This is a genomic window from Paenibacillus sp. J5, assembly GCF_054955055.1.
In genome coordinates, this window is sequence record NZ_JBUEDD010000002.1 from 450,847 (window position 1) to 463,325 (window position 12,479).

Consider the following 12,479-nt stretch of genomic DNA (forward strand, 5'->3'; position numbering starts at 1 on the left):
TTATACATTGTGTGTCTGAATCATTTTTGAAAGTTGCCTGGCATCCTACATCTGGAGCAGGGACAGCACAATCCCCACAATAAATCCGCACAGAGCGCCGTTGACGCGAATCCATTGAAGATCCGCCCCGATCTTCTCCTCCAGCATGCCCACAAGCTGCTTATCATCCATCTTATCGACATTTTCCTTCACCAGCTTGCCGATTCGATAGTGATTCTGCTCCACAGTCTCAATCAGGAAACTACGCAAGCGCGCATCCATGCGGTCAACCGACTCCTGCGAGGCGCCAAGAGCGCGAACGATAGACCGATACAGTTGAAATACAAGACGTCCGCCCCGCTCCCGATCTTCCTCCAGCTTGCGAATCAACTGTGCGCGCAGCTCCTCCAGCTTGGTGGCGAGAAAGGCGGTTACAGCGTCACCCTCCACCTTGCTAGCCAACTGCTGCTGCAGTCTGCCAAGCCGTTCCTCGTCTGCTGCCCACTCAAACATGCGCACTCGCACCTCATGCAAAATTTTATCACGGATCGCGCTGTCCTCCCGCATCACATCCTCAATGCCGGACAACAGCATATCCTGCAGCATGACGCCCATCTTATCCTCATTCATCATGCCGCCGAATGCCTGAACCGCGAAGCCCATCAAGCCACCCATCTTCACCTCGGACAGCTTCTCGGCAGCCAGCCTGCCCAGCATTTGCCTCGTCTCTCGCTGTCGCGCCCAGCTTGCCGCTTCAGTTAAGATGTAATCGAGTGCGCGCTGATCATACTGACCAAGCACCAGCTTCCCAATGGCGCCTTCTATAGCCTCTTGCGCATCCATACGCCGGATGTAGGAGGCTGCGACAGACTGGACTTGCGGCAATGCCTTCTCTATGGGCACCTGCTCAGCAGCCCGGATGAGGGTATTCGCCACCGCTACACGCACCTTCCTCTTGCCCATCAGCCGCGTCAGATAGGCTCCGGCAGAGCGCAACAGCTTGAGACCCCGCAGCTTCTCCTCGATGCTCTGCTTATTCAGCAGTTCATTCTCCATCGCTGAGATGAGCGAATGGACAATCTTCTCCTTGTTTTTAAGCAAGAGCGACGTGTGCGGTATCGGTATGCCAAAGGGATGACGGAATAGTGCTGTGACAGCAAACCAGTCCGCGATTGCTCCGACCAGTCCCGCCTCAAAGCCGCCCTTCAATACAAACATAAATGAGGTTTCGGGCAGCAGCAGCGTCACTCCAAAGCCACCTGCCATAAATACGAGCGACATGCCTGCCAAATATTTAGATTTCATCGTTGTTCTCCTTGTTAGAGCAATCTGTTCTAATATTCTATTATATACGATTGGATATGCCAAGCGTAAATGGCTTTGCCCTTGCTGGCAGGTGATGCTGAGGTTCCATGCGATCATACAAACGTAGACGGCTCCCGCCGTACTCAACATGCTAAGCTGCATCGCCCGCTTCTCGCATAGAATCGGACAACTCATATACGTGAATATTTTTTGCTTGAATATCAAAAAGCAGGCCCCGCTTTCGGAGCCTGCCCTATATCTTGCTATGGCGCATCCCAAGACCACAGCCTTGCGTTACGCCTAGCCCCTCTTGACCCCCTCAGTCCGTGCCCTCAAGGCTTAACTGTTCGAGCCGCCAGCGGTTGTTTCTTCGATTAGCTCTGCCTTGCCCGGCCAGAAGGCCGCCTTGCCTAGCAGAGCGGTTATCGCCGGCACCAGAAACGGACGGACGATGAAGGTATCCATAAGCACGCCGATCGCGGTAATCAGACCGAATTGCACCAGAACCTGGATGGGGAGCGTCGCCAGCACGGCGAAGGTCGCCGCCAGTATGAGACCGGCCGATGTAATGACCCCGCCTGTCTCGGCCACTCCTTCACGAATGGCCTGGTGGAGCGGCATCGACTTCCGTTTGTTCCAGATGCTCGAGATCATGAAAATATTGTAGTCCTCTCCGAGAGCGACCAGGAATGCAAAGGCGTACAGCGGAATAGCTCCTTGGATCGCCTCCACCCCCATTCCATAATGGAGAATGATCCAGCCCAGGCCGAGCGCAGAGCCGTAGGACAGTACCACCGTTCCAATCAGGTAGAGCATGGCAGTCACGGAGCGCAGATAGGCAACCAGCAAGATCATAATCAATACGATCACGAGCGGAATGACCACCGTCATATCCCGAATCGTTAGCTGCTCCGCATCATGCTGGGCGGCTGTCTGGCCGCCAATCCATACTTTGGCGGCCGCACCCGTTACTCCCGCACCCTCCAATTGTTGCTCCAGTTGGGCGCGCAGCTCAGGGATAGCATCCATCGCCTGCTGTGAGTAGGGATTAATGTTCAAGCTGACACTGTAAGAGAGTAGCTGGGGGTCGGATACACTCGGTACAGCCGCAGACACATGATCCACCAGCGGCTGTGCAGCGAGCAGCTCCTCTACCCCCGTTTCCTTGCTATCGGTCTGTACAACAACTGTCACCGGAGCCAGATCGCCGGGCGAGTAGGCCTCGCTGATCATCGCGAACCCTTCGCTGGATGGCATGTCCTTAGGAAAGGAGGACAGCAGATCATAAGTGAACTTGATCTGGGGCGCAAAGCCAGCCAGTGATCCTAACAGCACGATACAGCAGATAACAACCGTCCATGGCTTGGCAACAACAAGACGACCGATTGCGTGCCCTGGGCCTCTCTGTTGCTTGCTTGGCTTGTAGACCTTGTTTTTCGCCTGAGCCCGTGCCCGCTCCATCTCCTCTGTCCGGGGGATGAAGGGAAAGAAGGATGCTCGGCCAATAATTGCGAGCAGCGCAGGAATCAGCGTCAGACTTGCCAGCCCCATGATGAAGATCGACAGGCTGAAGGGCACGGCAAAGCGATGATAAGCCCCATACTTGGCAGCCAGCAGAGCGAACAGCGAGAGTACAACAGTGAAGCCGCTCATTGCAATAGCGCCGGAGGCATCCTTGAAGGCCCGACGAAGTGCCGCCATTTTGTCGGTCTCGCGGCGCAGCTCCTGCCTAAAATGCGAAATGAAAAACAGACAGTAATCCGTTCCTGCGCCGAACAGCAACACGGTCATAATCGAGATCGCTTGCCCATCCACCGTAATCCAGCCTTCACCAGCCATCCAGCCCAGCACCGGACTCGTCACCAGATAAGCAAAGCCTACGCCGATCAGGGGAATGATAGCCAAAATCGGAGAACGGTAGATCAACAGCAGCAGGACCAGTACCAGCAAGACGGTTGCAATCAACAAGGAGACATCCGCGCCTTGGAACAGACCCGTCGCATCAACGGATATTCCGACCGGTCCAGTGATGCGTGCGCTGAGTGCCGAAGCATCCTCCACAGATGCAGCGAATGGATCGGTCTTGACTATCGCACGGGTGCGCTCTTGAATCGCATCCAGATTATCCTTCAATATCTCTGTAGCCGTTGCCTCGACGAATGCCACAGGCTGCACGAAGGTGGTCTTGTCCTCCGATGCCATCTGCGCAAGCGCAGGTGGTGGAAGCTGGTGCAGCGGGATCGTCTCCGCCTGTGCAGCCAGCGGCTGCTCCGTCAAGGAACGCGCTAGCTCCTGGATCACCGTATAATCCTCTGTAGTCAAGCCGCCCTCCCTGTGCCAGACGACCAATGCGGGTACCCCGGATGAGCTGGGGAATTGCTCCTTAATTAACTGATCAGCCAGCACGGATGGACTGGTTGCCTCAAGATTGGGCGCATTGTTCTTCTCCTTCTCCCCGACCGCAGGCAACAGCACCGTAAGGAGTACAGCCAGCGCGATCCAGACCAGCAACGTTACCCAACGCGATCTTCTACCAATGAATAGTCCGCTCCATTTCTCTAACATCGTTGCATCCTCCGTTTCACTTCTTCAGCGTTTTCGTATAATATATAATTATTGATGTAATTTATTATATATACTCGAAGGTTAATTAATCAATGGCATTTTTTCGAATTTGCGTTTTTTATTTTTCCCTTTAAAACTGGTTGCCAGGCGGTGATTGCAATGACACAACAACAAAAGAAGAAGCCAGGACGACCCAAAAGCTCGGGAAGCATCGGGACAATGCAGCAGATCTTGCATACAGCGTCCCGTCTATTCATGGAGCTGGGGTTTGAGAAGGTCTCTCTCGATATGGTCGCCCAGGCTTGCAGCGTAACCAAGGCAAGTGTCTATTACTATTTCAATAACAAATCGGTGCTATTCACCGAGTCTCTGCTGTTCGTTCTCCAGATGGCGTACAATCAGACCGAGCGGTTTATAAGGCAGGAGCTGCCGCTTAGAGAACGTCTCATTGCGGTAGCAGAAGGACATATGCGCAATAATCATGTTGATTTTGAGACGATGATGCGCGAGGCATCCGCTGGATTAAGTCAAGAGCAGATCGACAAGGTGCGCGGAGGCGAGCGGGCGCTGCATGAGCTGCTCGCTACCCTGTTCGAGGAGGCCATGGCTGAAGGCAGCATCATCCATTGCGATCCGCTGTTGCTATCCCATACCTTCACAGCGGCAATGACTGTTCGCAATCGCGAGCTGGTGATGGAGCAGCGGCAATCTACCGGGGAGGCAGCGGAGAAGCTGGTTGATCTGTTCTGGTTCGGACTTCTTCCGCGTCCATAATCCATGTAGCCTGAAGCTGAACCTTGGGCTGCGCCGTCAGGTCTTTGACTGCTTCGCAAGCCGCATACCTCAGTTGCGCTTCCTTCCTTCATCCATTAAACTGAATAGACTGTGCTTGGTGAGAGAATTAGACGAGGGGATCTTGGATGCAATTTGTATTTGACTTAGATGGAACACTATGCTTCTATGGACGGCCAGTCTCCAGTTCATTGCTGGCTTGCCTGGCTGAGCTTGTCGCATGCGGGCATGAAGTGGCCTTCGCCTCCGCGCGACCGATCCGGGACATGCTTCCTGTACTGGAGCGCCCCTTCCATCATTATCCGATGGTCGGCGGCAATGGCGCGATGACGTCCCGTGACGGCAAGCTCATAAGCATCGCCAGCTTCCCCGAAGACGTACAGGCCGCGCTGTTGAAACTGCTCGCACAGCATTCCGCCTCCTGTCTATATGACAGCGATTGGGATTACGCCTACGATGGCCCGGATGAGCATCCGATATTGCGGCAGGTCGATGAACATCGCCTTGCAACACGCCGAGCTGTCATAGAGCTTGGTTCTTTAGTGAAAATTCTCGTGCTGGATGCCGATGCCAAGGATGAGCTTGCTGCGGAATTGACGAAGCTGCCTGTCGTGGTGCACCGTCATCATCATGAAGCTGTCATCGACATCAGCCCGAAGGGAATTCATAAGTGGTCAGCGCTGCGCAAGCTCGGGTTTATTGAGGGACAATTCGTGGCTGTAGGCAACGATGCCAATGACATTACGATGTTTCAGGCCTCAGGTCATGCGATTATGATCGGGGAGCATCCTCTACTGGCTCCGTATGCTGACGAAACCGTCGCTCTGGGCGAGCGCTGCGAAGACGAGCTGATAGCAAAGCTGAAGAGCTTAGGAGAACGACTGTAGAGCGCTGCACGGCGCAATTGAGAGGAGAATTCATTATGAAATCAATATGTATTTTTTCCGGCTCCAATCTTGGAAATAAGGTTGAATATGCCCAGGTAAGCCGCCAGTTGGCTGTACTGATGGCACAGCAGGGCTATCGCCTTGTCTATGGCGGATCGACCGTTGGACTCATGGGAGAGGTCGCCAATACGATCATGCAGCATGGCGGCGAGGCTGTAGGCGTCATGCCGCGCGGCCTGTTCGAGGGAGAGATGGTTCACCACGGCTTGACCGAGCTGATTGAAGTGGATGGCATGCATGCCCGCAAAGCCAAAATGGGCGAGCTGGCGGATGGCTTTATCGCTCTGCCCGGGGGATTTGGCACCTATGAGGAGCTGTTCGAGGTGCTATGCTGGGCGCAGATCGGCATTCATCATAAGCCTATTGGTCTGCTTAACATCGAAGGCTACTTTGACCCGCTGCTGGCTTTGATTCATTCCAGTATCGAGGGCGGCTTCTCCAATAGCTCCAACCTGAGCTTGTTCCGCATCTCGACTGAACCCGAAGAGCTATTGGAGCAGATGAAGAATTATGTACCACAGCAGATGGAACGGAAATGGAAGCAGCTAGACGCCTAAGCGAATGAAGCCTGACCTATAAGGTGCTAACCTAACTTAACCTTACCTTACCTTGCAATCATAAGATTCACAGGTTGGAAGCACATCATGTTGCGGGCTGCTGTCAGGTACCCGCCAGCCCGCTATTGGCGTGGATGGTACCTGACACAGCCCAATCATACTAATTTCGTCTGGCGTCTGCATGCCTCCTGTTGTCTTTGTCGCAACATACGACACGACTTGTCGACTTATAGACACAAAGGTGGCTACTGCAGGCGGCTCACCTTCACCCCGCCCTCGATCCAGGCTATGGCAGTGCTACTTCCCGCCAGCTCCGCAGGCGATATGAAGCCAGTTGACCTCCGCACCATATAGCGCCTCTCCTTTTCTCCGCAAGCCAGCTCAATCGCTTCAACCCCTTCGTCCACAGCCAGCTTCAGCCCCGCGAGTCTTCTACGCTCCTCTTGTTCCAGTCCGTCCCCAGCATGCAGCCACAGCACAAACTCGCAGCTTGCCAGATCATACCCGAATCGGTATGCCTCCTCTGGTGTCTCGTCTCCTCCCGAATAACTGTAGACCGATGCCGTATACTGCTTTGCCAACTCCGTGATCTCCGCTTGAGCCGATGGTACACCTGCCGCAGCAGCTTGTTCTGGAGACAGCGATTGGGATTGTGGCACCATTACAATCAGCTCATCGGCCACACCTCTCGATGAAGCCAATGTATGGTGGAGGCTGCGCACATCGTCTCCGGCTAGCACACACAAGCTGATTCGGATGGGTGCGCGGTAGATCAGCTCATGAATAGGTGCTCCCCACTTCTCAATGGCTCGCTGTCCATTCTCTTGGAGCAGAGAGCTCAGCGTGTCGCTCTCCAGCCCGGCCATTGTCACATGACCATAATGATGAACGAAGGCATCCAGCGCAACATGAAGGGTATAGCCTTGTCGGATGGCTCGCAGACACAGGTCATCGTCCTCATAGTTTCCGAGGCGATACCGCTCGTCGAAGCCGCCGATCTCCTCCAGCATGCTTCGCCTGGCGAGCAGGCAAAAGCCGATCAACCTGCGAACCTGCAGCCTGTTGCCCGCTTGTGAAGCTGTGTACGCCTCGGCGAATGCATCAAGCTGCGACAGCTCTGTGTAGCTAACTGCAATGCGCTGATGGCCGCTCGTGAAGTTACTGACCGGGCCGACCATTCCCGCATCCTCCTCGCTCTCCATCACTCGCAGCATATGGGTCAGCCACCCCTTGGTGACGACAGTATCATTGTTAAGGAACAGCACATAGTCCCCGCTTGCCAGCGCAGTGCCCTGGTTGCATCCTATAGCGAAGCCGACATTTTCTTGGTTCTCATGCAGAATAATGTCCGGATACAGTCGGATATAATCCGGCGTTCCATCCGTGGAGCCATTATCTACAATAATAATCTCATGCGGCTCTGGCGTATGCCGCCGGATGCTCTCCAGACAGCTCGCCGTCACTTCCAACTGATTGCGCGTCAAAATCACAATACTCGTCTTCATCCGTCACCTCACCTTTTCCTTAGCCAGAACGAAGCGCCATTGCGAGGAACTGATTGCATATGTGCAGCGGCCTCCCACAACGGGTTCAGCTTGGCAGCCAGCTCTTCATCCTGCTCGACAAAAGCGCTTGGAAAGAAAATATCGAAGCCCCCGCCCCCACCTAACAAATAAGCTGCCAGCACATATTGTTCATTATATAAACGGTTCCCCCACGAAGGCGGGTAGTCCAGCGGTAGAAAAATATCATGGAACTGCACGAGCACACCCGAATTTAATTCGGGCAGAACCTCCAGTAAAATGACGGTTGCGTCCGAGTTCATAAAGGAACGATGACTGCTATCTACAAATAAAATGTCGCCCGCCTGTAGTTCGCGGTAGATGGAGACATCCACATTCTCGGCGCCCTGGCGGATCAATCTGTCGCAAAGTGCATCTACCTCCGCGCGCGGGGCGGGATCAATCGAGATAAGCTCCGTCGCAAGCTGTTGATCCGCAATCGCCCGCCTTGCGAACTTCGTCGAGTTGCCGGAGCCAATCTCGATAATGCGCCTGGGCTTGGAGTGTGCGATTACGCCATATAGCGCCACTGCGTCAAGACCGGTAAACCATGAATTGAGCCAGTAGGGCTGAAGAGACTGCTCTTCCGAGCGAAGCTCAATCGCTGCCAGTCGCTCCTTGAATTCCAGACATTTCTCCAGAAACGCCCCATAGTCGCTGCGGCGTTCATTAATCAGGCTACAGAGTCCGCGATGCAGCGTCCTGCCCCAGCCGTATCTCGCCGCGGGGACATACGGATATTCAAACTGAAAGGTACGCATCAGTCCCCCCTTCCCTTGTTCACACGGGCCGCATTCAGTCCCACATACCTGGTACCGAGCAAATTTTTGAAGTAGTTCCGATTATATTGCATGCTGGGATGCGAGGGATAATAGCTCAACGCCAGCTCATTATGATAATTGGCCTTCTGATGCTGACCCAGCTTATCGTAGCACATGCACAACTGGAGATGGGGTACCCAGGTGGAGACGGCCTTGTTCGTCATCCCCATATTGCCGGTATCGACAGGGAGACGTACAGCGAGGTCATACCAATAGATGGCCTGCTCATACTTCACCTGCTCGAATAGATGAGCCCCCAGCCTGCAGCAGAACTCTGCCCGCGGCTTGTCATAGATCAGTGTCCGGCACAGCCATTGAAATTCCTGCATCTTGTCTCCTAAGCGGCCCCAGCACTCTGCTCCCTTCAGGCAAGCTTGGAAATTATCCTCGATCCAGCCTTGCCCTGTAGCCAGAAACCGGCCATAGTAATCCACGGCCTCCTCATTGAACTGATGGTCGCGCAGCTCGTTGGCATAGTAGTATAGATCACGCGGCGAGAACTGCTCTCCTTGTTCGGCGCGTTTGCGGTAAATACGCAGGTTCCGATCGGTATGTGCCTTATCCTTCTTATGCGTAATGCAGGCATCGCTCGCATAGGCACGGCCAGCTACCGCCAAGTATTCATGCACAGGCCCAGTCCATTGAAACCCGCATTCCCTGCGCACCAGTCGATTGCGGCGCAGCGTGCTGATCACATTGCCCTCGCCGTCAAAGGCCAGATTGTATGGCATCGTCACCGTATCAATCTCCGGGGGAAGCGTCTGCTTGAGCTGGCGCAAGCGCTCCTGATCCACCGGTGTAATCGTATCATCAGCATCCAGCCACATAATATAGTCCTTCGTAGCCTTGCTGAAGGAATAGTTACGCGCTGCCGCAAAATCATCAATCCATTCAAAATCATAGATGACGGCTCCAAAGCTGGCAGCAATCTCCTTCGTCCTATCCGTCGAGCCGGTATCGACAATGACGATCTCATCGGCGATGCCCACCATTCCTGACAGACATTGTCCGAGGCTGTTCTCCTCGTTGCGGACGATCATACATAAGCTAATCGTAATCATCGCTATCCTATATCCTCCTTATCCAGCATGTCGACTACCATGACAGACTTCAGTTCGCCAGGCGGCAGCGCGGGGGACATCTGCTCAATCGGATGATGAACAGCGAGCTTGGGTGTGACTGCCGAATCCATCGACAGCTCGACCTCCACCAGCACTCCCCCTTCTGCATCCAGCGCGTCCTTGATCGCTTGCTCGGCCTCGCAGTGCAGCCTAATTCTACTCGCCGGGAGTCCGTAGGCTTCCGCAATAGCCGGCAGATCAGGACAGGTATAGCTGCCAACTGTCGACTGCCTGCGACCGTCAAAATACATGTCCTGGAACTGACGAACCATGCCGAGCGTGCGGTTGTTCATGACGAATATTTTGATGGGAAGCTGATGCCGAGCCATCGTGTTCAGCTCCTGAATATTCACCTGAATGCCGCCATCGCCCGCAATGACAATGACTCTCCTGCCCGGCTCCGCCTTGCATGCTCCGATCGCTGCCGGGAGCGCGAAGCCCATCGCGCCCATGCCTCCGGCATTAAGCAGCCGCTGACCCTCTCGAAGACGCAAGGACTGGCTAGCCCACATCTGATGCTGCCCGACATCTAGCACGAACAGGTCGCCATCGCTGCTGCAAGCAGAGAGCAGCTCCATGAAGCGGTTCGGCTCTACAGCTCCGCTACTGGGAACAGGGGAGCCGCTCGGATAACGCTTCTGCCAGCTATTCATCATCGCCCGCCAGCCGCTGAAGTCTGGCAGTTGCGTCCTCTGCAGCGACTTGACCAGCCTGCACAGGAAGCTCTTTACATCCGCATGCAGCGCCTTATCGACCCGTACCTTCTCATTCAGCTCCGCCTTGTCAATATCGACATGCACCTTGAGCGCTCCGCGGGCAAAGGTAGACGGCCTTGTGCCCGTCTGACGGGTATCGAGGCGCGAGCCGAGCACCAACAGCAGATCGCAATTGGCCGCTGCCAGATTGCTATAGCGATTGCCGTAAGCGCCGATCAGCCCGGCGCTTGCCGGGTGGACGCCAGGCAGCGCATCCAGCCCGAGCAGCGAATGCACGACGGGAATTCCCGTCAGCTCAACCAGCTCCCGCAGTTCAGCAGATGCCCCAGAGGCGCGAACGCCGCCACCAGCCAGTATGAGCGGCCTTTGCGCCTTCTCCAGCATGGCCGTAACCGCCTGAATATCACGGCTGGTTACGGGCGGCGGCTCAGCCAGGAGCTGACGGTGCTCCTCACTGCCGAAGAAGGACGGCAATTGTTGCGGGTCAATGTCGGCACGCTGCACATTCATCGGCAGATCGAGCAGCACCGGACCGGGACGGCCATGCCGTGCGAGAAAGACGGCTTTTTCCAGACCATACCGGATACGCTCGGGCTCGCAGATCATTTCGGCATACTTGACGATCGGCCGCACGATGCTAACAATATCTGTCTCCTGAAATCCGATCTGTCGAACCGGACGATCTCCCTTGTACTCATACGTATTGACCTGACCGGTAACGAACAGGCAAGGCACGGAGTCGAAGTAGCAGCTTCCGATTCCCGTTATCAGATTGAGCGCCCCCGGTCCACTGGTGGCCATCGCTACGCCTAGACGTCCATTTACACGGGCATACCCTTCCGCCGCGAACGCAGCAGACTGCTCATGGTGAACCGAGACGCACTCGATGTCTTGTCGATCATAGGTTGAGTCCAGCAAGTGTGCGATGGCTCCGCCGATCATCTCGAACACATGAGCCACCCCTTGCTCCGCGATACAATCCATCACATAGTCAGACAGCTTCATCTCTCTCCCCCTAGCTAGCGCATGGCCGAGGCAGCCATATAGGTGCGAATCTGTTCCAGACAGAGCTCCTCGGCGGCCTCGCCCGCGATCTGTCTTTGGTACCAGCTTACGGCATGTGCCAAGGCCTGCTCCACGCTCCAGCGAGGCCGCCACCCTAATCTGCGCCGCGCCTTCGAGCTGTCCAGCTTCAGATCAGCCGCTTCATGCGGCTGCGCCTGTCTGTCCAGTTCATAATAAGAGCGATTCCCCCACAGCTCGCCCGCTCTCTGAGTCATCCATTCGACCGAGCGGACACTGTGCTCATCTGGCCCGAAGTTCCATGCTTCTGCCAGCGCGGCACCTTGCTCTGCCAGTTGCTGCGCCAGCAGCAGATAGCCGGACAACGGCTCCAGCACATGCTGCCACGGCCGGGTAGCCTGCGGGTGGCGAATCGCCAGCTTGCCATTGCCGCTCAATGCGCGAATACAGTCGGGCAGCAGACGATCCTCTGCGTAATCCCCGCCGCCGATTACATTGCCTGCGCGCGCTGTGGCGATTCCGACCCGATGGCGGTCATGCAGTGACGGATGAAAGTAACTGCTGCGATACGCTGCCGTTACCAGCTCCGCACATGCCTTGCTGCTCGAATACGGATCGTAGCCGCCGAGCGGCTCATTTTCCCGGTAGCCCCATTCCCATTCGCGGTTGTCGTAGCATTTGTCTGACGTCACATTCACTACAGCCCGAATCGGAGCCCCTGCCAAGCTCGCCTCGCGCACCGCCTCCAGCAGCCAGACCGTGCCCATCACATTCACCTCGTAAGTGGCTGTCGGCTCCTTATAGGAGCGCCTGACCAACGGCTGCGCCGCCATATGAATGACGACCTCTGGCGCACAATCAGCTACCAGCGCCTGTACTGCTTGGCGATCCCGAATGTCGCCGATGACAGAGCGCATCCACCCCTCCGGGCGGCACTGCCCATACAGGCTGGCCGCCCCTTCCGGCTCCAGGGCATAGCCCGTAATATCGGCGCCAAGCGTGCGCAGCCAGAGGCAGAGCCACATTCCCTTGAAGCCGGTGTGCCCGGTCACCAGCACGCGCCTGCCCTGCCAATATGATAGATGCTTCAT

At 55.6% G+C, this 12,479-nt stretch carries 10 protein-coding genes; 3 read left to right on the forward strand and 7 right to left on the reverse strand.

Features of this window, described 5'->3' with window-relative positions:
• Positions 1 to 45: 45 nt before the first annotated feature.
• Both ACY1JZ_RS04520 and ACY1JZ_RS04525 read right to left on the reverse strand, forming a co-directional pair.
• Positions 46 to 1,284, reverse strand: a complete 1,239-nt coding sequence (locus ACY1JZ_RS04520) for a DUF445 domain-containing protein (RefSeq protein WP_462628239.1) — start codon at positions 1,282 to 1,284, stop codon at positions 46 to 48.
• 339 nt (positions 1,285 to 1,623) lie between these two features.
• Entirely contained in the window at positions 1,624 to 3,849 is a 2,226-nt protein-coding gene (locus ACY1JZ_RS04525) for an MMPL family transporter (protein WP_462628241.1), read from the reverse strand.
• Positions 3,850 to 4,008: 159 nt separating this feature from the next.
• Between ACY1JZ_RS04525 and ACY1JZ_RS04530 the strand changes: the two genes are divergently transcribed.
• The 3 genes from ACY1JZ_RS04530 to ACY1JZ_RS04540 all read left to right on the forward strand — a co-directional run bounded on the left by ACY1JZ_RS04530 (position 4,009) and on the right by ACY1JZ_RS04540 (position 6,145).
• Entirely contained in the window at positions 4,009 to 4,623 is a 615-nt protein-coding gene (locus ACY1JZ_RS04530; RefSeq protein WP_462628242.1) for a TetR/AcrR family transcriptional regulator, read from the forward strand.
• 146 nt (positions 4,624 to 4,769) lie between these two features.
• Entirely contained in the window at positions 4,770 to 5,528 is a 759-nt protein-coding gene (locus ACY1JZ_RS04535; protein WP_462628243.1) for an HAD-IIB family hydrolase, read from the forward strand.
• A 35-nt stretch (positions 5,529 to 5,563) separates the two neighbouring features.
• Entirely contained in the window at positions 5,564 to 6,145 is a 582-nt protein-coding gene (locus tag ACY1JZ_RS04540; protein WP_462628244.1) for an LOG family protein, read from the forward strand.
• A 245-nt stretch (positions 6,146 to 6,390) separates the two neighbouring features.
• On the opposite strand, the gene ACY1JZ_RS04545 is transcribed toward ACY1JZ_RS04540, so the two are convergent.
• Genes ACY1JZ_RS04545 through rfbG form a run of 5 tightly spaced genes read right to left on the reverse strand, consistent with a single transcriptional unit; the run spans position 6,391 to position 12,479 of the window.
• Complete coding sequence (locus tag ACY1JZ_RS04545; protein ID WP_462628245.1) at positions 6,391 to 7,650, reverse strand: glycosyltransferase family 2 protein; 1,260 nt, start codon at positions 7,648 to 7,650, stop codon at positions 6,391 to 6,393.
• 8 nt (positions 7,651 to 7,658) lie between these two features.
• Positions 7,659 to 8,468, reverse strand: a complete 810-nt coding sequence (locus tag ACY1JZ_RS04550; protein WP_462628246.1) for a class I SAM-dependent methyltransferase — start codon at positions 8,466 to 8,468, stop codon at positions 7,659 to 7,661.
• On the reverse strand, positions 8,468 to 9,589 hold the full coding sequence (locus ACY1JZ_RS04555; protein ID WP_462628247.1) for a glycosyltransferase family 2 protein: 1,122 nt from the start codon (positions 9,587 to 9,589) through the stop codon (positions 8,468 to 8,470). Before ACY1JZ_RS04555 ends, ACY1JZ_RS04550 begins: the two co-directional genes overlap by 1 nt.
• 2 nt (positions 9,590 to 9,591) lie before the next feature.
• Complete coding sequence (locus ACY1JZ_RS04560) at positions 9,592 to 11,370, reverse strand: thiamine pyrophosphate-binding protein (protein WP_462628248.1); 1,779 nt, start codon at positions 11,368 to 11,370, stop codon at positions 9,592 to 9,594.
• Between the two features lie 14 nt (positions 11,371 to 11,384).
• Positions 11,385 to 12,479 carry a CDP-glucose 4,6-dehydratase gene (rfbG, locus tag ACY1JZ_RS04565; RefSeq protein ID WP_462628249.1) on the reverse strand — a complete coding sequence of 365 codons (1,095 nt, stop codon included), beginning with the start codon at positions 12,477 to 12,479 and terminating at the stop codon, positions 11,385 to 11,387.

Excerpts from the sequence above, each read along its gene's own strand:
- rfbG (WP_462628249.1), bottom strand. The coding sequence starts at position 12,479 with ATGAAGCATCTATCATATTGGCAGGGCAGGCGCGTGCTGGTGACCGGG.
- ACY1JZ_RS04545 (WP_462628245.1), bottom strand. The coding sequence starts at position 7,650 with ATGAAGACGAGTATTGTGATTTTGACGCGCAATCAGTTGGAAGTGACG.
- ACY1JZ_RS04560 (WP_462628248.1), bottom strand. The coding sequence starts at position 11,370 with ATGAAGCTGTCTGACTATGTGATGGATTGTATCGCGGAGCAAGGGGTG.
- ACY1JZ_RS04525 (WP_462628241.1), bottom strand. The coding sequence starts at position 3,849 with ATGTTAGAGAAATGGAGCGGACTATTCATTGGTAGAAGATCGCGTTGG.
- ACY1JZ_RS04555 (WP_462628247.1), bottom strand. The coding sequence starts at position 9,589 with ATGATTACGATTAGCTTATGTATGATCGTCCGCAACGAGGAGAACAGC.
- ACY1JZ_RS04535 (WP_462628243.1), top strand. The coding sequence starts at position 4,770 with ATGCAATTTGTATTTGACTTAGATGGAACACTATGCTTCTATGGACGG.
- ACY1JZ_RS04540 (WP_462628244.1), top strand. The coding sequence starts at position 5,564 with ATGAAATCAATATGTATTTTTTCCGGCTCCAATCTTGGAAATAAGGTT.
- ACY1JZ_RS04550 (WP_462628246.1), bottom strand. The coding sequence starts at position 8,468 with ATGCGTACCTTTCAGTTTGAATATCCGTATGTCCCCGCGGCGAGATAC.
- ACY1JZ_RS04530 (WP_462628242.1), top strand. The coding sequence starts at position 4,009 with ATGACACAACAACAAAAGAAGAAGCCAGGACGACCCAAAAGCTCGGGA.
- ACY1JZ_RS04520 (WP_462628239.1), bottom strand. The coding sequence starts at position 1,284 with ATGAAATCTAAATATTTGGCAGGCATGTCGCTCGTATTTATGGCAGGT.